We start from the raw sequence: 20,567 nt of genomic DNA, 5'->3' as shown, positions 1-20,567 counted from the left end.
GCGATTACGTGATCGAATTTATCTGTCAACCTCTTCGTATGAATCAGAAGAGGTTTTTTTTATGCGCTCAAAACTGGAAAAACGAAAAAAGACACGTCATAATGTAAGGAAGCATCATATTTAGAGGTGACCTATGACGAAAATTTTTGCACACAGAGGCTTTAAAGGCATTTATCCTGAAAACACCATGATAGCCTTCGAGCATGCACTCCATTCGGGAGCTGACGGAATTGAGCTGGATGTTCAGCTGACGAAAGACGGTAGACTTGCTGTCATTCACGATGAGAAATTGAACAGAACAACGAACATGAAAGGTTTAGTGAAAGACCATACATATGAAGAATTAAAAGCGGGAGATGCGAGTCATTCTTTCTACGAAGAAACCGGTGCTGTATCCATTCCTCTTTTGGAGGAAGTATTAGAGCTAGTGACGCAGCAATCATCATTGATCATCAATATTGAACTAAAAAACTCCATTTATCGATATCCGGGTATCGAAGAGAAAGTAAAAAAACAAATCGAGCATTTTCAAATAGAAGACCGTGTACTTGTTTCATCGTTTCATCACGGCAGTTTAGCTCTTTTTCACAAACTGATGCCGCATGTTGAACTTGCGGTTCTCACAATGGATGTGATTCATCAGCCGGAGATGTATATAAAAACAGTACCAGCAAGGGGCTACCATCCAAATATCAAGGGTGCCGGAGTGACCAAAGAGGTTGTGGCAGCTCTCCATGCATCTCAGCAAGTGATCAGGCCGTTTACAGTAAATAGTGAAAAGCAAATGAAAAACATGTTTTCCTTAGGTGTCGATGGCATTTTTACTGATTTTCCTGACCGAGCCGTGAAAATAAGAGAAGAAATGAAATAAAGACCTGCTCTAAATCAGCGGGTCTTTTTTCACGTTTTATCTCTGTTTAAAGCGAGCAGTCACTTTATTTCGTTTACGGTCTCTATATAAAATAAAGCCAGCCACTACATAAAGACCTCCCCCTAAAAATAACAACCCTGCAATTCCTTGCAGCCATAAATATGGAAATGGTGCAATGATGATGCCGAAAACAGTGTCACGCAGCAGCTTAATCCCAAGTGCTGCAAGCGCGCCAGGTATTAAAATAATCACTAGTGCAAGTATTCTCCCCATCAAATGTCCCCTTAAACGTCATTTACTTCCATTGTCTAATTCAAAAAATATTTTGTCAAGAAAGGAAAACGTGGTAATATAAGAGTTGTGCAATTTTTTGCAACGGAAAAATATGGTGTGCAAATTTTTTCATATAAAGGGGTAACGGGATGCAGAGAGTCTTGATTGTCGGTGCAGGACAGGGTGGATCAGCATTGCTTGAAACATTGCTGAAAACAAATATGATTCAAATCATTGCGATCGCCGACCTTGATCTTGAGGCACCGGGGATGGTAGAAGCGAAAAAGAATGGAATTGATACGACAACGGATTGGAAAGAATACATAAAAGATGACATTGATATCATCATTGAAACAACAGGCAGTTCAGCAGTGCTGAAAGAACTGATTGAAAAAAAGCCAGAGCACGCAGTCATTGTTCCAAGTTCAATGGCTTACGTGATATCAGAATTAATGTCAGAAAAACAGCAGCTGATCCAAATATTAAAGGAACAAACCTATAAGCATGACCGCATTTTTAATGCAACGAACGACGGGATGATTTTTATAAACATGAATGAAGAAGTCGTCCTGTTTAATCGATCAGCGGCCAAAATGGTTGGATGTTCGCAAAAAGATGCGATTGGCCGTCATATACGAGAAGTGATCCCAAATACAAAGCTTCCCGACATTTTAAGATCGAGAGAGCCAGAATTTAATCAAAAACAATTTTTGAATCAGCAAATACAAATTGTTACAACGCGTTTGCCAATTATTGATGACGCGGGGAGAATGCTAGGTGCTTTATCCATCTTTAAAGATATTACAGATGCCGTTGAGCTTGCGGAGGAAGTAACCAATCTTAAAGAAGTGCGAACGATGCTGGAGGCGATCATTCAATCGTCGGATGAAGCCATATCAGTTGTTGATGAGCAGGGAAAAGGGATCTTAATCAACCGGGCTTATACGAAAATGACTGGATTAACAGATAAAGAAGTTGTGGGGAAACCAGCAGGTGCAGATATTTCTGAAGGAGAAAGCATGCATTTGAAGGTACTTGAAACAAGGAGACCCGTTCGAGGCGTCAGAATGAAAGTCGGACCGAATAAAAAAGATGTGATTGTCAACGTAGCGCCTGTCATTGTTGATGGCATTTTAAAAGGCAGTGTCGGGGTCATTCATGACGTATCAGAAATTCAATCACTCACAAATGAATTAAATAAAGCAAGGCAGCTCATCCGTACACTTGAAGCAAAGTACACATTTGAAGACATCATTGGAGAGAGTGAGCAAATGCTTGTGGCGCTTGAGCAGGCGAAGCTAGGCGCGAAAACGCCAGCCACCATTTTACTCCGGGGAGAATCAGGTACTGGAAAAGAGCTGTTTGCGCACGCTATTCATAATGAAAGTGACCGGAAATATAATCGCTTTGTACGGGTCAACTGTGCAGCCTTATCTGAGACCCTTTTAGAGTCAGAGCTTTTTGGCTATGAAGAAGGAGCGTTTTCTGGTGCAAGGCGAGGCGGGAAAAAAGGGCTGTTTGAAGAGGCGAATCAAGGCAGCATTTTTTTAGATGAAATTGGCGAAATGACGCCAAGTACACAGGCGAAGCTGCTTCGTGTGATGCAGGAGAAAGAAATAGTAAGAGTAGGCGGAACAAAGGCTATACCGGTCGATGTTCGTGTGATCACGGCGACAAATGTCAATATTGAAAAAGCGATGGCGGAAGGAAAGTTCAGAGAAGATTTATATTATCGAATGAACAGATACCCGATCTCCATCCCGCCGCTAAGGCAGCGCCTTGAGGATATTGACTCGTTAAGTAAACGTCTCATCCAAAAGATCAATTTAGACTATGGACGGAACGTGAGCGGGTTAACGGAACAGGCACTTAATAGACTGCGATCATATAAGTGGCCAGGAAACGTAAGAGAGCTTGAAAATGTACTTGGACGAGCCATGATCTTTTTGAACCCGCAAGAAGAATGGATTGATGAAGGGCATATTTCTTTCATGGAGTCAGAAGATCAGGAAGAAAAAGAGCAGCAGGAACTGACTGTCAGTCAATTTGAGGGAGAGACGCTTTCGGATGCTGTTGAGGCATTTGAAGCGCAGCTGATTAAACAAACCCTTGAAAAGCATCAATTCAATCGCACGAAAACAGCGAAAACGTTAGGGATCAGCATTCGGAACCTTTACTATAAAATGGACAAATATCAACTTGCAAAAGATAGCATGCAATAAAATGCATGTTACCTGCAAAAGATTGCACGAATGTCATGCGAATTGCCTCATATTCACTGCATTTCAAACTGGCACGGAACTTGCATATAAAATATGAACCGAGCACAAGGAAAGGTGGGCATATATGAAGCTTGACGATCTGATTATGAAAGCCGCCCAGCTGCAGAATAAAACGGCGGCTGTGGCTCATGCAGAAGACGAAGAAGTGCTTCATGCCATCAAGATGGCAATTAAGCGAAAGGTCGCTCGCTTTCTCCTGGTTGGGAACAAACGCAACCTGAAGGAGCTAGTGAAGCAGCATGAAATCAATGAGGACTGGATAGATATTATTCATTCAGATTCTCCCGAAGAATCTGCCAAAATTGCCGTTCAGGCAGTGAGCGAGAAGCATGCAGATATTTTGATGAAGGGGCATGTCCCGACAGCCGTTCTTTTAAAAGCGGTACTGAATAAAGAATATGGGCTCAGGACGACAAGTGTCCTATCGCATGTTGCGGCATTTGAAGTACCGGGCTTTGACCGCTTTATTTATGTCACGGATTCTGCGATGAACATCGCGCCCGATTTAAATATGCTGAAAGAGATTACGATCAACTCTGTTCAAGTAGCACAAGCTGTCGGAAACGACATGCCAAAGGTTGCAGTGCTCTCTGCGGTGGAGGTCGTGAATCCGGCAATGGATTCAACTTTGACTGCGGCAAGTCTTGCGCAAATGAACCGGCGGGGGCAAATTTCTGGATGCCTGATTGATGGGCCTCTTGCTTTAGATAATGCCATTTCTCAAACGGCAGCTTCTCATAAAAATATTACAAGTGATGTAGCCGGCCATGCAGATATTTTGCTTGTGCCAACAATTGAGGCAGGAAACATTCTTTATAAATCTCTCATCTACTTTGCACATGCGAAGGTGGGAGCTGTGGTGGCAGGAGCGAAGGCGCCGATTGCTTTAACAAGCCGGTCTGATTCAGCTGAAAGTAAGCTTTATTCAATTGCGCTTGCCATCTGTACATCAAATTAAGCGGAAGCAATAGGAGGAATAACACAATGGAACTTTTTAAATATATGGAACGATACGATTATGAACAGCTTGTATTTTGTCAGGATGAGCAGTCTGGTTTAAAAGCCATTATTGCGATTCATGATACAACACTTGGGCCGGCACTAGGCGGAACGAGAATGTGGACGTATGAAAACGAAGAAGCAGCCATTGAGGATGCACTGCGTCTAGCAAGAGGAATGACTTATAAAAACGCAGCAGCAGGACTTAATCTTGGCGGCGGAAAAACGGTCATCATCGGTGATCCGAGAAAAGACAAAAATGAAGAAATGTTCCGTGCATTTGGACGTTATATTCAAGGGCTGAATGGCCGCTATATTACAGCAGAAGATGTCGGTACAACGGTAGAAGACATGGATCTCATTCATGAAGAAACCGATTTTGTCACAGGGATCTCTCCTGCATTTGGTTCTTCTGGAAATCCGTCTCCCGTCACTGCTTACGGTGTATACAAAGGGATGAAAGCCGCTGCCAAAGCTGCATTTGGGACCGATTCATTAGAAGGAAAAACAATTGCCGTCCAAGGCGTAGGAAATGTCGCTTACAACTTGTGTAAACATCTGCATGAAGAAGGCGCGCAACTCATTGTCACAGATATCAACAAAGACTCTGTCAAACGTGCTGTTGAAGACTTTGGCGCAAAAGCAGTCGACCCTGACGATATTTACGATCAAGCATGTGATATTTATGCACCGTGCGCACTTGGTGCAACCATTAACGATGTGACCATTCCTAAGTTAAAAGCAAAGGTGATTGCAGGTGCTGCAAATAACCAGCTAAGAGAAACGCATCACGGAGACCTTATCCATGAGATGGGTATTGTATATGCTCCTGACTATGTGATCAATGCAGGCGGTGTGATTAACGTGGCTGATGAGCTTTATGGCTATAATGCAGATCGTGCGATGAAAAAAGTCGAAGGCATTTATCAAAATATTGAACGTGTGATTGAAATTTCAAACCGTGATGCCATTCCAACTTATAAAGCGGCAGACCGATTGGCTGAAGAGCGAATTGAAAGAATGCGCAAATCAAGAAGTCAATTCTTGCAAAATGGTCAACATATTTTAAGCCGTCGCTAATTTGAAGAATGAGTTGAAACGGAGGTTTTGTTTTTGCTGACAAAAGAATGGCGTATTCTCACGATTAATCCTGGCTCTACTTCAACAAAAATCGGTGTGTTTCATAATGAACGGTCTATTTTTGAAACGACACTTAGACATACAGATGAGGAATTAAAGCAGTTTCCTCATATCATTGATCAATTTTCTTTCCGCAAAGAAACCATTTTGAAAACACTGCATGAACAGGGGATGAATATCTCAAAGTTTGATGCAGTCTGTGCGCGCGGCGGTCTCCTTCGTCCGATTGAAGGAGGCACATATGAAGTCAATGAGCAAATGGTGGAAGACCTAAAAGAAGGATATGCCGGCCAGCACGCATCCAATCTCGGTGGAATCATCGCGAGAGAAATTGCACTTGGCCTGAATATCCCAGCTTTTATTGTCGATCCAGTTGTAGTGGATGAACTAAAACCAATTGCTCGTATTTCAGGGCTGCCAACGATCGAAAGAAAAAGCATTTTTCATGCATTAAATCAAAAAGCGGTCGCAAGAAAAACAGCGGCTTCTTTTGGAAAAAGTTATGAAGATTTGAACATGATTATTACTCATATGGGCGGCGGTATTACCATTGGTGTTCATGAAAAAGGAAAAGTCATCGATGTGAATAACGGTCTGCATGGCGAAGGTCCTTTCAGCCCAGAGCGTGCGGGAACCCTGCCGACAGGTGATCTTGTGAATCTTTGTTTTTCGGGGGAGTATACCCAAGAAGAAATGCTCAAACGCATTATTGGTGAAGGCGGGCTTGCTGGCTATCTTGGCACGACAGACGCTGTGAAAGTGGAACGCATGATTGAAGCGGGTGATGAGCGGGCGGCGCTCATTTATGAAGCGATGTGCTATCAGATTGCCAAGGAAATTGGTGCGGCTAGCGCTGTCTTAAAAGGAGCAGTTGACGTCATTGTATTAACAGGCGGACTTGCGTATAGCAAACAAATTACGTCAAGTATTCGCGGCTATATTGACTGGATTTCAGATGTTGTTGTGTTTCCAGGTGAAAATGAGCTGCAATCGTTAGCAGAAGGTGCGCTTCGTATTTTAAAAGAAGAAGAATCACCGAAAGAATACCCAAATGATCAACAGGAAAAGAAAGGAGTGACAAGTCATGGCAACTGAATATGACCTCGTCATTCTTGGTGGAGGCACAGGCGGCTATGTAGCGGCCATCCGTGCCTCACAGCTTGGATTGAAAACAGCAGTTGTAGAAAAAGAAAAGCTCGGCGGAACATGTCTTCATAAAGGCTGCATCCCGTCTAAAGCGCTGCTCAGAAGTGCAGAAGTTTATCAAACCGTCAAACGCGCAGCTGATTTTGGTGTTGAGGCAGGAGGCGTTGCCTTGCAATTTGCCAATGTGCAGAAAAGAAAAACAGAGATCGTCGAAAAACTAGCAGGCGGCGTCAAACATTTAATGAAACAAGGAAAAATTGATGTATATGAAGGGATCGGCCGTATTCTTGGCCCATCTATCTTTTCGCCAATGCCAGGAACGATCTCCGTAGAAATGGCAAATGGAGAGGAAAATGAAATGCTCATTCCAAAGCAGGTCATCATCGCGACAGGATCAAGACCGCGTGTGCTGCCAGGGCTTGAAGCAGATGGAACACACATCCTCACTTCAGATGATGCACTTGAACTGCCAGAGCTTCCGCAGTCAATGCTGATTGTGGGGGGCGGAGTGATCGGAATCGAGTGGGCTTCCATGCTCAATGATTTTGGTGTGAACGTCACTGTGCTTGAGTTTGCAGACCGCATTTTGCCAACAGAGGATCATGACATTTCTAAAGAAATGGAAAAGCTATTATCTAAAAAAGGCATCACTTTTGTGACTAATGCGAAGGTACTGCCAGATAGCGTAGAAAAGCAGGAAAATCTCGTGACAATTCAAGCGGAAAAGGATGGAGACATTCAGACGTTTGAAGCGGAAAAACTCCTTCTTTCAGTCGGCAGAGTACCTAATATCGAAGGCATAGGTCTTGAAAACACGGACATCCAAACCGAAAAACAAGGCATTGTCGTGAATGAACATTATCAAACGAAAGAATCGCATATTTACGCAATAGGAGATGTCATTGGCGGGCTTCAGCTGGCACACGTCGCTTCACACGAAGGTATGATTGCTGTAGAACATATGGCTGGAAAAGATCCAAAGCCGCTCGATGAAACGCTCGTATCTAAATGTGTTTACTCTCACCCAGAAACTGCAAGTGTTGGACTCACTGAACAGGCCGCAAAAGAGCAGGGCTTTGAAGTCAAAATAGGGAAATTTCCATTTATGGCGATTGGAAAAGCGCTTGTGTACGGGGAGTCTGATGGATTCGTCAAAATCATTGCCGATCAAAAGACAGATGATATTTTAGGAATTCATATGATTGGTCCTCATGTAACAGATATGATATCTGAAGCTGGATTAGCCAAAGTACTTGATGCAACCCCGTGGGAAGTGGGGCAGACGATACACCCGCATCCGACCTTATCAGAGGCGATTGGTGAGGCAGCCCTTGCTGTTGACGGGAAGGCGATCCATTTTTAATCAAGGAGGGAAACATGATGAGTAACATGCGTCATCAGGAATTAGGATTATCAGATGAACAAGCAATTGATATATACAGAACAATGCTTCTAGCGAGAAAAATCGATGAACGGATGTGGCTTTTAAACCGTTCCGGGAAAATTCCATTCGTCATTTCTTGTCAAGGGCAGGAAGCGCAGCAAGTCGGCGCTGCATTTGCTCTTAATAGAGAAGAAGATTACGTCTTACCTTACTATCGTGATATGGGGGTTGTCCTTGCTTTTGGGATGACAGCAAAAGATTTAATGATGTCTGGTTTCGCAAAACAAGACGATCCAAACTCAGGCGGAAGACAAATGCCAGGGCATTTTGGGCAAAGAGCAAATCGAATTGTGACTGGGTCGTCACCTGTAACAACGCAGGTTCCTCACGCGGTGGGAATTGCCCTTGCTGGACGATTAGAGCAGAAAAACTTTGTCAGCTTTGTCACGTTCGGTGAAGGCTCATCAAACCAAGGTGATTTCCATGAAGGCGCAAACTTTGCTGCTGTGCATAAACTGCCTGTTATTTTCATGTGCGAAAACAATAAGTATGCGATTTCCGTGCCATATGACAAACAAGTAGCCTGTGAACGCATTTCAGATCGTGCGATTGGATATGGGATGCCTGGTGTCACTGTAGATGGAAATGATCCGCTTGAAGTATATGCTGCTGTCAAAGAGGCGAGAGACCGTGCGGCTAGAGGCGAAGGCCCGACATTGATTGAAACAATCTCTTACCGTTTAACTGCGCATTCAAGTGATGACGATGATTCAAGCTATCGAGAAAAAGAAGAAGTGCTCGAAGCAAGAAAGAAAGATCCGCTCATCCAATATGAAACGTATTTAATCGAAGGAAACGTCATGACTTCTGAAATGAAAGAAGAGATGACAAAAGAAATCATGCAAATCGTAAACGAAGCTACTGATGAAGCGGAAAACGCGGCTTATGCTGAGGTAGAAAGCGCACTTCGTTACGTGTATGCGGAGTAAGGGGGAAGAAAAATGCCTGTTATATCATATATAGACGCTATTACACTGGCGATGAAAGAAGAAATGGAGCGAGATCCGAAAGTGTTTGTGCTCGGAGAGGATGTCGGGAAAAAAGGCGGCGTATTTAAAGCGACAGCGGGTCTTTACGAGCAATTTGGAGAAGCGCGCGTCATGGATACACCTCTTGCAGAATCAGCCATTGCAGGTGTAGGTATTGGGGCAGCGATGTATGGAATGCGCCCAATTGCAGAAATGCAATTTGCGGATTTCATTATGCCTGCAATCAACCAAATCATTTCAGAGGCTGCAAAAATTAGATACCGTTCAAATAATGATTGGAGCTGTCCAATGGTCATCCGCGCACCTTACGGGGGTGGAGTACACGGGGCACTTTATCATTCACAATCGGTCGAAGCTATTTTTGCTAACCAGCCTGGTTTGAAGATTGTGATGCCTTCTACACCTTATGATGTCAAAGGTCTTTTAAAGGCTGCAGTGCGTGATCCAGATCCTGTATTGTTCTTTGAACATAAACGTGCATACCGTCTGATTAAAGGAGAAGTGCCTGAAGAGGATTACACTCTTCCGATTGGAAAAGCAGATGTGAAGCGTGAAGGCGATGATATCACGGTCATTACATATGGCCTTTGTGTCCATTTTGCGCTGCAAGCAGCAGACCGCCTTGCAAAAGACGGCATTTCCGCTCATATTCTCGATTTGAGAACAGTGTACCCGCTTGATCAGGAAGCGATTATAGAAGCGGCTTCTAAAACAGGTAAAGTGCTTCTGTTAACAGAAGATACAAAAGAAGGCAGCATTATGAGTGAGGTTGCGGCGATCATTTCGGAGCATTGCTTATTTGATTTAGACGCACCAATCAAACGTCTTGCTGGACCAGATATTCCGGCAATGCCTTATGCGCCGACAATGGAGAAATTCTTCATGGTCAACCCGGATAAGGTAGAAGCTGAAATGAGAGAGCTGGCGGCGTTTTAAGAAAGAGGAGGGTTTCAAAGTGGCAATTGAACAAATGAAAATGCCTCAGCTAGGTGAAAGTGTAACAGAAGGAACCATTAGCAAATGGCTCGTTTCACCTGGCGATCATGTGAATAAATACGATCCGATTGCGGAAGTCATGACAGATAAAGTGAACGCAGAAGTTCCGTCATCTTTTACAGGAACGATTACAAAGCTATCGGCTGAGGAAGGCGAAACGCTGCAAGTAGGAGAAGTGTTCTGTGAAATTGAAGTTGAAGGAAGCGAGCAGCAGAGCGAGAAAGAAGAAGCAGCACCTGAGCAAAGCGAAGCGCCTGAAGCAGATCAAACAAATGAGAATCAAAGTCAAAAGAAACGTTATTCTCCAGCCGTTCTTCGTTTAGCAGATGAGCATGGCATTGATTTAGCGGCTGTTCAAGGTACGGGAGCAGGCGGCCGAATCACTAGAAAAGATTTGCTGCAGCTCATTGAAAACGGCGGCGTCAAAGAGAAGACAGCACCTGTCAATGAACGTGCCGTTCAACCGGAGCCTGCGCAGTCTTCTCAAGCAAAAGCAGCACCTGCCGTCCCTTCTATGCCTGGTGATGTTGAGCTGCCAGTCACGCCGATCCGTCAGGCAATTGCGGCCAATATGCTGAGAAGCAAACATGAAATTCCGCATGCTTGGACGATGATGGAAGTCGATGTGACAAATCTAGTGACAAGAAGAAATCAGCTGAAGGATCAGTTTAAAGCAAAAGAAGGCTTTAACTTAACGTTCTTTGCGTTCTTTGTCAAAGCAGTGGCTCAGGCCTTAAAGGAATTCCCTGAAATGAACAGCATGTGGGCCGGAGATAAAATTGTGCAAAAGAAAGCAATCAATGTTTCGATTGCTGTCGCTACAGATGACGCGCTTTTTGTTCCAGTCATTAAGGATGCGGATGAAAAGACCATTAAGGGCATTGCCAAAGAAATTCATGAGCTGGCGTCTAAGGTGAGACAAGGAACGCTTAAGCAAAGTGATATGGAAGGCGGTACCTTCACTGTCAACAACACGGGATCATTTGGTTCGGTACAATCTATGGGAATCATTAATTATCCGCAAGCGGCGATTTTACAAGTAGAATCGATCGTGAAGCGTCCAATGATAGTAAACGGTATGATTGCGGCAAGAGACATGGTCAATCTTTGTCTTTCATTAGATCACAGAGTACTAGATGGTCTTGTATGCGGCAGATTCCTTCAGCGAATTAAACAAATCCTTGAAGGCATTGACGAGCAGACATCTGTTTATTAAAACAACAATTTTCCCCCTCCCGGCATGAGAGGGGGATTTCCACATCTAGGAGAAAGGAGCGATGATATGTCTGGACTAGATTTTTTTGCTTTTCTCACGATTGGTCTCATGTTTATCACAGCGATTGCATTCGCTTTTCTGCGGTACATTTCTAAATCACGCAATCATCCTGAACGATTACTGCTTATCATATCGATCGTTTCAATCATTCAAATCGTGTACTGTCTGCTGATTGTCGGCGGATTTAAAGGAGCAGCCAATAGCTTTTTAGGAATATCACTTCTCGCCGGGACGCTTCTCGGATATGCACTTGAATATTTATACAGACGATATATCAAAAAAACGCCCGAATCAAAATGATGTCGGGCATTTTTTTATTCTGCTGGAACAATAAAGGTCAAATGCTGTTTTAACACTTCTAAAGAAGAAGGGGCTGTCATATAAACCTCACCATCTGTATCAGCATCCATTTCCTCTTTTGTGTGGATATGAATACTGGACGCTTGAATGAGAGACAGATCGCCGGTGAAATCCTCCAGCTCTTCCCGGTTCATTGAGAAGATTTCTTTTAAAGCAGAGAAACTCGTATTTCTGCAAATTAAGATTTCTGCTTTTCCATCATCAATGGCTGCATGAGGCAAATCAATTCTATTTGTACCGATAAAATGTCCATTCATGACAAGAACGATGACAGCTTCCTCATCCCAGCTTTCCTCTTCTGTCTCAATACGTACGTGAAAAGGATCTGTTTGCTGCAAGGTGCGCAGCGCACTTGTGAAGTAGCTGATTTTGCCGAGTACGGCTTTTTCCTTGTCGTTAATATTGTTGGACGTGTCTGCGATCAGCCCAATTCCCCAAAAGTTTAACACGTATCGATCTTCTGCTTTGATTAAATCGACCTTTTTCTCTTTGCCGTCTACAATCATTTGAGCGGCTTTCTGCATTTGTTGAGGAATACCTAGTGTTCTAGAAAAATCATTGCATGTCCCGCCTGGTAATATCGCTACAGTGGGCCTTTTTTCTAAACCGCCAATGCCGTTCATGCATTCATGCACGGTACCATCTCCGCCTAATATAATGAGCAATTCCACCGTCTCATCAATTTGACAGCAGAAATTATAAGCATCATTTGGCTGCTTTGTTGGTTTCAAAATGAGTTCATCAATATGTATAGAAAGAAGAGGCACTGTTTGACCGAGTGTTTTTTCCATGTTTTTTTGTCCAGCATTTCCATTATAAATGAGCATCGCTTTTTTGAATTGTGCCATCACGCAGTTCTCCCTTTCATCTCTTTATCATCACTTTTCCCCAATTTGACAGCTCATAAACGATGTTTGGAAAAAGAGGCGGAGGAAAAGACAACACATTTGCCCGCTGGCGTTTTCCTTGATATGATGGAGTTAAAATGGTTTTGGTACGCAAAAGGAGTGGACGGACATGAATATTGATTTTAATTTATTTATGAATGATATTGTGAAACAAGCGAGAGAAGAAATTAAGCAGGCAGGCTACACTGAGCTCACGTCAGCTGAAGAAGTAGACGAAGCACTGACTAAAAAAGGAACGGCACTTGTCATGGTGAATTCAGTATGCGGCTGTGCAGGCGGTATTGCAAGACCAGCTGCCGGCTATTCTGTTCATTACGATAAGCGTCCAGATCAATTGCTGACAGTGTTTGCTGGGCAGGACAAAGAGGCAACAGCAAGAGCCCGTGAATACTTTGAAGGCTTCCCGCCATCTTCACCATCCTTTGCATTATTAAAAGATGGAAAAATCATTAAAATGGTCGAGCGTCATGAAATTGAAGGGCATGAGCCAATGGAAGTCGTGTCAAAACTACAAGCCGCTTTCGATGAGCATTGCGAAGAAATCTAACATATGACTTTTGGTTGAATAAATATAAAGCAGTCCGGTCTTTAGATCGGTCTGCTTTTTGTTTTATAAGACAAAAGAATCAAAATAATTTTAGCAAAATACTATTGCATCTTAAAAAGAAAGTGTTTAAAATACATTATAGTGAATAAATATTCAATCAATACATGATTTTAAATACTGGGAGGCATCATCATATGAAAAAGTGGTTATTATTACTTATGACAGCTGGTCTTGCAGCTGCACTCGCAGCATGCGGAACTTCTTCTAATAATTCAAACGCATCAGGAGATGACAAGACACTCGTTATGGCGACATCAGCAGATTATCCGCCATTTGAATCAAAAGACGGAGATAAAATTGTCGGTTTTGATGTAGATCTTGCAACAGCATTAGCGAAAAAGAACGGCTACAAGCTAGAAATTCAAGATATGGACTTTGCTAGCCTTGTATCAGCCCTCAAAACAAACAAAGCTGATATTGTCCTTGCAGGAATGACACCTACAGAAAAACGTAAAAAGCAAGTTGATTTCTCTGATGTTTATTACAATGCTAAAAACTTGGTTGTATCAAAGAAATCTAGCGGTATTAAGGCAGAGAAAGATTTAAAAGACAAAACAGTCGGCGTTCAATTAGGTTCTATTCAACAGGATGAAGCAAATGGACTGCAAAAGAAATATAACCTAACAGTTGAAGACCGTAATAAAATTTCTGATATCATTCAAGAGATTAAAGCAGGCCGTTTTGATGCAGCAATTATTGAAGATAAAGTAGCTGCTGGTTACTTAAAAAAGGAAAAAGACTTCCAAGCATTTGGATTGAACAGCTCAAACGAAGGTTCAGCCATTGCATTCAAGAAAAACAGCGACTTAACAGCGAAATTTAATAAATCATTAAAAGAAATGAAAGATAATGGCGAACTTGATAAATTAATTAAAAAATGGTTTGCTGATGAAAAGTAAGTCAGGAAAAGGATCAGCGTCATTCCAGAAAATCAAGTAGAAAAGCGCTGAAAAGTTCAACTCATGTTGAACTTTTTTCCTGTTTTGTATAAAGGCAGAAAAAAGGAGAATGTCATGTTTGATTTTAAAGATGTAATACCTCAGATGCCCTTTATTCTAGAAGGACTTAAGGTCACGCTTTCTATAGTAGTGGTATCCCTTTTACTTGGATTTATCTTAGGAATTTTATTAACGCTTTGTAAAATTAGTGTGTTTAAACCGCTCATTTGGCTTGCAGATTTTTATACGTCAATTTTCCGAGGCACACCGCTTGTGCTTCAATTGCTCATTATTTATTTTGGTCTGCCTCAGCTTCTTGGGTTTCAAATCGACCAATACTGGGCTGCTGTAGCGGCATTTTCACTCAACTCGGCGGCATACGTATCTGAAATTATTCGTGCGGGTATTAATGCCATTGATAAAGGTCAAAAAGAAGCAGCCGTTGCTTTAGGCATCCCTTATGCTAAAATGATGAAGGACCTATTGCTTCCGCAGGCGTTTAAAAATATTTCACCTGCACTTGTGAATGAGACGATTACACTGACAAAAGAATCAGCGATTGTAACAGTCATCGGACTGGGTGATGTCATGAGACGAGCCTATCAAGCAGGGGCCGTCACGTATAATTATCTTGAACCGCTTATTTTTGCGGGTCTTATCTATTATGTCATCGTGCTTGTTCTCACCTTTGTCGGCAAATCGGTGGAAAGGAAGTTAAAATCAAATGATTAAAATAGAGAAACTCACAAAATCTTTTGGTAAAAACGAAGTTTTAAAGGGGATCGACACCACCATTAAAGAAGGGGAAGTTGTTGCGGTTATTGGACCATCTGGTTCAGGAAAATCGACGTTCCTCCGCTGCATGAATTTACTTGAAAAGCCGACTTCTGGTGTCATTACGATTAAGGACACCGAAATCACCAATCCAAAAACGAATGCACTAAAAGTGCGTGAGAACATCGGAATGGTGTTTCAGCATTTCCATCTGTTCCCGCATAAAACGGTGCTGGAAAATATCACGTATGCGCCAATGAATGTGAAGAATCAATCGAAGGAAGACAGCATCAAGCAAGCTGAAGACCTGCTCAAAAAGGTAGGGCTTTTAGAGAAAAAAGATGATTTCCCGAACCGTCTGTCAGGCGGTCAAAAGCAGCGTGTAGCGATTGCGCGTGCGCTTGCGATGACACCAGACATTATGCTGTTTGACGAACCAACGTCTGCTCTAGATCCAGAAATGGTCAAGGAAGTATTAGAGGTCATGAAAGAGCTGGCTCAATCTGGAATGACACTCGTTATCGTCACACATGAAATGGGCTTTGCAAAAGAAGTGGCTGACCGCGTGATCTTTATGGATGATGGGAAAATTGTAGAGGATGCAAACCCTGTGCAATTTTTTGAATCACCGTCTTCACAGCGCGCAAAAGACTTTTTACAAAAAATATTATAAAGAAATAAGAGAAGGAGACTTAACATCTCCTTCTTTTTTTGATTATAATGGGGAAAGTAAAAAAAGTTCATCATTTCACAAAAGTGAATGGAAACAAGACAGAAAAGAGTGAATCACATCATGTTTAAAATCGGCTACCGAACGCTGAAAACAGCATTAGGAACAGCGATCGCTATTTATATTGCACAATTGCTTGGCTTGCAAAATTATTCAGCTGCCGGGATTATTACGATCCTGTGTATTCAGGTGACAAAGAAAAGATCCCTCTTAGCATCGGGAGCTCGCTTTGCAGCATGCAGTCTTGCTATTTTATTTTCTTATTTATTTTTCGATCTGATTGGGTATCATCCTTTTGTGATCGGTTTGATGCTACTTGTCTTTATTCCGACAACGGTTTTGCTTCGAATTAAAGAAGGGATTGTCACAAGTTCAGTCATCATTCTCCATTTATACATGTCTGGCGGGATTACCCTGCATCTCATCTGGAATGAACTGCTGCTGATTACCATTGGTGTTGGGGTAGCGCTGATTATGAACCTCTATATGCCAAGTGTTGATAAAAAACTTAAACGCTACAGCGAACAGATTGAAGCCAACTTTGCTAAAATCTTTGAGGAAATCGAGCAATACTTAATGACAGGGAAACAAGACTGGACAGGAAAAGAAATACCAGAGACACATCAATTGATCAAAGAAGCGAAAGCTCTTGCATATCGTGATGTTGAAAACCATGTATTAAGACATGAAAACCTGTATTACCATTATTTCAACATGAGACAAAAGCAATTTGAAATCATTGAGCGTGTGCTGCCCAAAATTACTTCGATCTCCGTCACAACGGAGCATGGACAAATCATTGCAGAATACATTAGAGACTTACGCGAACATATTCACCCGGGGAACACAGCGCATAAGTTTTTAAGACGTCTCATTGATATGAAAGAAGAGTTCGATGCACTTCCGCTCCCGCAAACAAGAGAAGAATTTGAGGCAAGAGCGGCACTCTTTCATTTCCTCGGTGAAATGGAACAATATTTAGTACTGAAAAGCTATTTTAAAGGGATGAAAGAATAGAGACGCATGAGTTCCTCCTTCATTGGTCAATCTAATGAAAAAGGAGGAGCCTATGCGTCTTTTATTTTATACCGTACTGACCATGTCCCTTTCACCTATCTGGCCGCTTGGACAAAACCCGCTTCCAGGTGACCCGTTTGTCATCATTAATAAACAAACGAATGAACTTGCCTTCATTGATCAAGGAAAAATCCAAAAAGTATATCCTGCTTCAACAGGAAAAACAGCGGATTTAACGCCAGAAGGTGAATTTACGATTATGATCAAAGCGAAAGATCCCTATTATAGAAGAAAGAATATTGAAGGGGGTGCAAAGAATAACCCTCTTGGGCGAAGATGGATTGGATTTGATGCACGAGGAACAGATGGCAGAACCTACGGAATTCACGGAACGAGTGACGAAACATCGATTGGGAAATTTATCACAGCAGGCTGTGTAAGGCTTCATAATCAAGATGTAGAGCTTTTGTTTGATCAGCTTCCAATTGGCACCAAGGTATGGATTACAAAAACAAGTGCTTCCTTTGAAAAGCTTGCCAAAGACAAACAGGCCATTCGTTGATATCGCGAATCACCTGCTTGTCTGCCTTTATTCAAACCTTATAAAAAGGCTGCTGCTCCTGCTAAAAGTGAAGAAACTAACAGCAGGCTAATCATAAGCAATACCATAAATTTCATGAATTTTTGAGACATATCGCACCCCTATAACCGAAGATTTTTGCGACAAGCGCACTTGTCTTTATTTTATCTGGTTTTTTCATATGCGACAAGTGATCAGCAAAGGAAGTGAACGGATGAATCAAATCGATCATATTGCCATTGCCGTCTATTCTATTAAAGAAACATCTCAAACGCTTCATCAGCTATTTAACTGGCATTTTTCAGACATACAAGAGATTCCTGAGCAGGAGATTAAAGCGTCCTTCGCTTCACTTGATGATCTGCACATTGAATTAATTGAGCCCATCTCAGCCCGCAGTAAACTACATACCTTTTTAACAAAAAGAGGAGAGGGCCTTCATCATATAGCGTTAAAGTCAGATGACATTCAGGCTGATCTTAGCCGTCTCGATCACCTTGGCGTGCAGCTTCTCCAAAAAAAAGCACAGATGGGCGCCAGCGGAAAGCAGATTGCCTTTATTTCACCTAAAGAAACGTCAGGTGTGTTATTTGAATTGTGCGGGTCCTTGAAAGGAGAGAAATATTGCGATGAATGAATCGTTCAATGACTTGTCTGAATGGCGGAATAAAGCGTTAATGGGCGGCGGCGAAAAACGAGCAGCGGCTCACAGAAGCAAAGGAAAGCTGACGGTTCGAGAGCGGCTGCATGAACTTCTTGACGAGGGCAGCTTGATGGAAATTCAGTCATTTGCAACAGGCGGTCTGTCAGAGCATGTTGGTGACGGAGTCGTCATTGGAACGGGACTCATTCACGGTAAGCCTGTCTGTGTTTATGCACAAGATGCAACCGTATATGGGGGCTCATTAGGCGAAATGCATGCGAAAAAAATTGCCTCTTTAATGGATCTGGCAGCTAAAAATCAGATGCCGGTCATCGGTCTAAAAGACTCAGGTGGTGCGAGAATTCAAGAGGGTGTGGTATCATTAGAAGGATACGGACAGATTTTTAAACGGAATGTGCTGTACTCTGGTCGAATCCCGCAAATATCTGTTATTTTAGGCTCATGTGCTGGAGGTGCAGTCTATTCTCCTGCATTGACTGATTTTGTCTTCATGACAGAGCAAACAGCTCATATGTTTTTAACTGGTCCGAAAGTAATAGAAAAGGCAACAGGAGAAACGGTCTGTCCTGACCGTCTTGGCGGTGCAAGTGTTCAGCATCAGACAAGCGGGAATGTGCACTATACTGGGAAAGATGAGAAGGACGTGTTAAAAGCAGTTCGAACTCTTTTAACGTACATACAAACGAAACAGCAGGCTGTCACACGCGCTGGGACGCGAAAGCATGATACCGCCGATCCAGGCAGCATCCTGCCAAAGGATCCATCACGCACCTATGATGTCAAACAAGTGGTGACAGCGATAACCGATCCAGACTCATTCTTTGAAACGCAGCCTTGTTTCTCAAAAAATATTGTCACAGGTTTTGCCAGATTACAAGGAGCCTCCATTGGTATTGTTGCCAATCAGCCAAAGGTATTGGCAGGAAGCCTTGATCTCGACGCTGCCGATAAAGCGGCCAGGTTTATTCGATTTTGCGATGCGTTTCATATTCCGATCTTAACCCTTGTGGACGTTCCTGGTTTTTTACCAGGGGAGAAAGCAGAGCATGCGGGAATTATCCGCCACGGCGCAAAGCTTTTATATGCGTACGCTGAAGCAACTGTTCCAAAAATCACTGTGATTTTAAGAAAGGCGTTTGGCGGTGCATATGTCGCGATGAATAGTAAGGGCTTAGGCGCTGACTTTGTTTATGCATGGCCAGAGGCCGAAATAGATGTCATGGGGAAAACGTTCGCAGACGAAATCGTTCATCCTGCTTCGCGCGAGCCTATGAACAAACCAAGTGTATGGAAAGCGGCTCAGGCAGGTCTGATAGATGATATTTTCATGCCAGCTGAAACGAGAGAGCGATTGATCCGCTCATTTGATGTGCTTCGCAGTAAGGAAGAAGATAGACCGTTAAAAAAGCATGGCAACATGCCGCTATAAGAGGAGGAGTATCATCATGATCAATGAAAAACGCTTACTAGACGAATTTTTAGAATTAGTTCAGGTTGATTCAGAAACAAAACACGAAGAGAAAATTGTTGAAGTATTAAAAGAAAAATTCTCGCAGCTTGGTCTAAAAGTGGTTGAAGACGATTCAAAAGCGGCAACAGGCCACGGTGCAGGCAATCTTGTCTGCACATTAGAAGGGAATCAAGAGGCAGATACAATTTATTTCACTTCTCATATGGATACAGTTGTACCAGGGAATGGCGTAAAACCAGTCATTGAGGATGGCTATGTGAAAACAGATGGAACAACGATTCTTGGTGCTGACGATAAAACAGGACTTGCGGCTATGTTTGAAGCGGTCCGTGTGTTGAAAGAGAAAAACTTACCGCATGGGACGATTGAATTTGTGATCACAGCAGGCGAGGAATCAGGTCTTGTTGGAGCAAAAGCGTTAGATCCGAATTTGATGACAGCGAAATACGGCTATGCCCTTGATTCAGATGGCAAGGTTGGTACGATTATCGTCGCTGCACCAACACAGGCAAAAGTACGTGCAACGATTTATGGAAAAACAGCTCACGCAGGTGTCGCGCCTGAAAAAGGTGTGTCTGCGATTACTATTGCATCTAAAGCAATTGCCAGCATGCCACTTGGCCGAATTGATGAAGAAACAACGGCGAATATCGGCCGTTTTGAAGGCGGAACACAAACGAATATTGTGTGCGATCAAGTCGATATTTTGGCGGAAGCACGCTCTTTAGAGCCAGCAAAAATGGAAGCTCAAGTAGCGAAGATGAAAGAAGCCTTTGAAAAAACCGCTAAAGAAATGGGCGGAAGTGCCGATGTACAAATTGACATCATGTATCCAGGCTTCAAATTCTCACACGGCGATCAAGTCGTAGAAGTGGCGAAAAAAGCGGCAGCAAAAATTGGCCGTCCTTCAGAACTGCAGACGAGCGGCGGAGGCAGTGATGCAAACGTCATTGCAGGCAACGGCGTCCCAACTGTCAACCTAGCTGTTGGATATGAAGATATTCATACGAAAAATGAGAAAATGCCGATTGAAGAATTAGTCAAAACAGCTGAAATGGTTCTCGCCATTATCGAAGAAACGACAAATCCATCGTAAAGGCAG

General features: G+C 42.8%; 22 protein-coding genes. 19 read left to right on the top strand and 3 right to left on the bottom strand.

All coding sequences use genetic code 11. The features are described 5' to 3' along the window. Window positions 1–133: 133 nt before the first annotated feature. Window positions 134–871: a glycerophosphodiester phosphodiesterase gene (locus tag H7F25_RS09815; RefSeq protein WP_024422932.1), complete on the top strand. Its 738-nt coding sequence runs from the start codon at window positions 134–136 to the stop codon at window positions 869–871. Window positions 872–907: 36 nt separating this feature from the next. Here H7F25_RS09815 and H7F25_RS09810 read toward each other — a convergent pair whose 3' ends face one another. Further along, window positions 908–1,144, bottom strand: coding sequence for a DUF2627 domain-containing protein (locus H7F25_RS09810; protein ID WP_024422931.1), 237 nt, complete (start codon window positions 1,142–1,144; stop codon window positions 908–910). Window positions 1,145–1,293: 149 nt separating this feature from the next. Between H7F25_RS09810 and H7F25_RS09805 the strand changes: the two genes are divergently transcribed. The 9 genes from H7F25_RS09805 (at window position 1,294) to H7F25_RS09765 (ending at window position 11,716) form a co-directional block, all read left to right on the top strand. Next, window positions 1,294–3,366 (top strand): sigma-54 interaction domain-containing protein, encoded by a 2,073-nt coding sequence (locus H7F25_RS09805; RefSeq protein ID WP_024428014.1) that lies wholly within the window; start codon window positions 1,294–1,296, stop codon window positions 3,364–3,366. Between the two features lie 124 nt (window positions 3,367–3,490). After that, a complete protein-coding gene (yqiS, locus tag H7F25_RS09800; protein WP_024422929.1) occupies window positions 3,491–4,384 on the top strand; it encodes a phosphate butyryltransferase in 894 nt (297 codons plus the stop codon). A gap of 26 nt (window positions 4,385–4,410) precedes the next feature. Further along, window positions 4,411–5,505, top strand: coding sequence for a branched-chain amino acid dehydrogenase (gene bcd, locus H7F25_RS09795; RefSeq protein WP_003215658.1), 1,095 nt, complete (start codon window positions 4,411–4,413; stop codon window positions 5,503–5,505). 33 nt (window positions 5,506–5,538) lie between these two features. After that, window positions 5,539–6,660, top strand: coding sequence for a butyrate kinase (buk, locus tag H7F25_RS09790; protein WP_024428016.1), 1,122 nt, complete (start codon window positions 5,539–5,541; stop codon window positions 6,658–6,660). Next, window positions 6,650–8,074 carry a dihydrolipoyl dehydrogenase gene (lpdA, locus tag H7F25_RS09785; RefSeq protein ID WP_025092998.1) on the top strand — a complete coding sequence of 475 codons (1,425 nt, stop codon included), beginning with the start codon at window positions 6,650–6,652 and terminating at the stop codon, window positions 8,072–8,074. The genes buk and lpdA overlap by 11 nt, the downstream gene beginning before the upstream one ends. A 17-nt stretch (window positions 8,075–8,091) precedes the next feature. Next, a complete protein-coding gene (locus H7F25_RS09780) occupies window positions 8,092–9,084 on the top strand; it encodes a thiamine pyrophosphate-dependent dehydrogenase E1 component subunit alpha (protein ID WP_185853677.1) in 993 nt (330 codons plus the stop codon). A 12-nt stretch (window positions 9,085–9,096) separates the two neighbouring features. After that, the gene (locus H7F25_RS09775) at window positions 9,097–10,080 is read left to right on the top strand and encodes an alpha-ketoacid dehydrogenase subunit beta (protein ID WP_122631084.1); all 984 of its coding nucleotides are present in this window, start codon (window positions 9,097–9,099) and stop codon (window positions 10,078–10,080) included. 19 nt (window positions 10,081–10,099) lie between these two features. After that, window positions 10,100–11,356 (top strand): dihydrolipoamide acetyltransferase family protein, encoded by a 1,257-nt coding sequence (locus H7F25_RS09770; RefSeq protein ID WP_122631083.1) that lies wholly within the window; start codon window positions 10,100–10,102, stop codon window positions 11,354–11,356. Window positions 11,357–11,422: 66 nt separating this feature from the next. Further along, window positions 11,423–11,716, top strand: a complete 294-nt coding sequence (locus tag H7F25_RS09765) for a YesK family protein (RefSeq protein ID WP_024428019.1) — start codon at window positions 11,423–11,425, stop codon at window positions 11,714–11,716. Window positions 11,717–11,730: 14 nt separating this feature from the next. Here H7F25_RS09765 and H7F25_RS09760 read toward each other — a convergent pair whose 3' ends face one another. Further along, window positions 11,731–12,624 carry a YegS/Rv2252/BmrU family lipid kinase gene (locus H7F25_RS09760; RefSeq protein ID WP_149126489.1) on the bottom strand — a complete coding sequence of 298 codons (894 nt, stop codon included), beginning with the start codon at window positions 12,622–12,624 and terminating at the stop codon, window positions 11,731–11,733. 169 nt (window positions 12,625–12,793) lie between these two features. Here H7F25_RS09760 and H7F25_RS09755 point away from each other — a divergent pair, with 169 nt between their 5' ends. The 6 genes from H7F25_RS09755 to H7F25_RS09730 all read left to right on the top strand — a co-directional run bounded on the left by H7F25_RS09755 (window position 12,794) and on the right by H7F25_RS09730 (window position 17,312). Then, window positions 12,794–13,231, top strand: a complete 438-nt coding sequence (locus tag H7F25_RS09755; protein WP_024428021.1) for a BrxA/BrxB family bacilliredoxin — start codon at window positions 12,794–12,796, stop codon at window positions 13,229–13,231. A gap of 194 nt (window positions 13,232–13,425) precedes the next feature. Continuing rightward, window positions 13,426–14,190 carry a transporter substrate-binding domain-containing protein gene (locus H7F25_RS09750; RefSeq protein ID WP_024422920.1) on the top strand — a complete coding sequence of 255 codons (765 nt, stop codon included), beginning with the start codon at window positions 13,426–13,428 and terminating at the stop codon, window positions 14,188–14,190. Between the two features lie 114 nt (window positions 14,191–14,304). After that, window positions 14,305–14,961 (top strand): arginine ABC transporter permease ArtQ, encoded by a 657-nt coding sequence (locus H7F25_RS09745; RefSeq protein WP_024422919.1) that lies wholly within the window; start codon window positions 14,305–14,307, stop codon window positions 14,959–14,961. Next, a complete protein-coding gene (locus H7F25_RS09740) occupies window positions 14,954–15,676 on the top strand; it encodes an arginine ABC transporter ATP-binding protein ArtM (RefSeq protein ID WP_024422918.1) in 723 nt (240 codons plus the stop codon). Before H7F25_RS09745 ends, H7F25_RS09740 begins: the two co-directional genes overlap by 8 nt. Window positions 15,677–15,796: 120 nt before the next feature. After that, window positions 15,797–16,750: an aromatic acid exporter family protein gene (locus H7F25_RS09735; RefSeq protein ID WP_024422917.1), complete on the top strand. Its 954-nt coding sequence runs from the start codon at window positions 15,797–15,799 to the stop codon at window positions 16,748–16,750. Window positions 16,751–16,802: 52 nt separating this feature from the next. Further along, window positions 16,803–17,312, top strand: a complete 510-nt coding sequence (locus tag H7F25_RS09730; RefSeq protein ID WP_044332743.1) for a L,D-transpeptidase — start codon at window positions 16,803–16,805, stop codon at window positions 17,310–17,312. Window positions 17,313–17,350: 38 nt separating this feature from the next. On the opposite strand, the gene H7F25_RS19325 is transcribed toward H7F25_RS09730, so the two are convergent. Next, window positions 17,351–17,407 carry a hypothetical protein gene (locus tag H7F25_RS19325; protein ID WP_229137118.1) on the bottom strand — a complete coding sequence of 19 codons (57 nt, stop codon included), beginning with the start codon at window positions 17,405–17,407 and terminating at the stop codon, window positions 17,351–17,353. A gap of 137 nt (window positions 17,408–17,544) precedes the next feature. Between H7F25_RS19325 and mce the strand changes: the two genes are divergently transcribed. The 3 genes from mce to H7F25_RS09710 are packed head-to-tail and all read left to right on the top strand — an operon-like array spanning window position 17,545 to window position 20,561. Next, window positions 17,545–17,967 (top strand): methylmalonyl-CoA epimerase, encoded by a 423-nt coding sequence (gene mce / locus H7F25_RS09720; protein WP_044332745.1) that lies wholly within the window; start codon window positions 17,545–17,547, stop codon window positions 17,965–17,967. Continuing rightward, a complete protein-coding gene (locus H7F25_RS09715; protein WP_372713835.1) occupies window positions 17,954–19,423 on the top strand; it encodes an acyl-CoA carboxylase subunit beta in 1,470 nt (489 codons plus the stop codon). The genes mce and H7F25_RS09715 overlap by 14 nt, the downstream gene beginning before the upstream one ends. Before the next feature lie 16 nt (window positions 19,424–19,439). Beyond that, a complete protein-coding gene (locus H7F25_RS09710) occupies window positions 19,440–20,561 on the top strand; it encodes a M20/M25/M40 family metallo-hydrolase (RefSeq protein WP_185853675.1) in 1,122 nt (373 codons plus the stop codon). The last annotated feature ends 6 nt before the right edge of the window (window positions 20,562–20,567 follow it).

The organism is Bacillus sp. PAMC28571 (assembly GCF_014250435.1).
In the GTDB taxonomy this organism is placed as follows: domain Bacteria; phylum Bacillota; class Bacilli; order Bacillales; family Bacillaceae; genus Bacillus; species Bacillus safensis.
The sequence above is the reverse complement of the archived record's forward strand: the minus strand, read 5'-3'. Positions and strand labels throughout refer to the sequence as shown.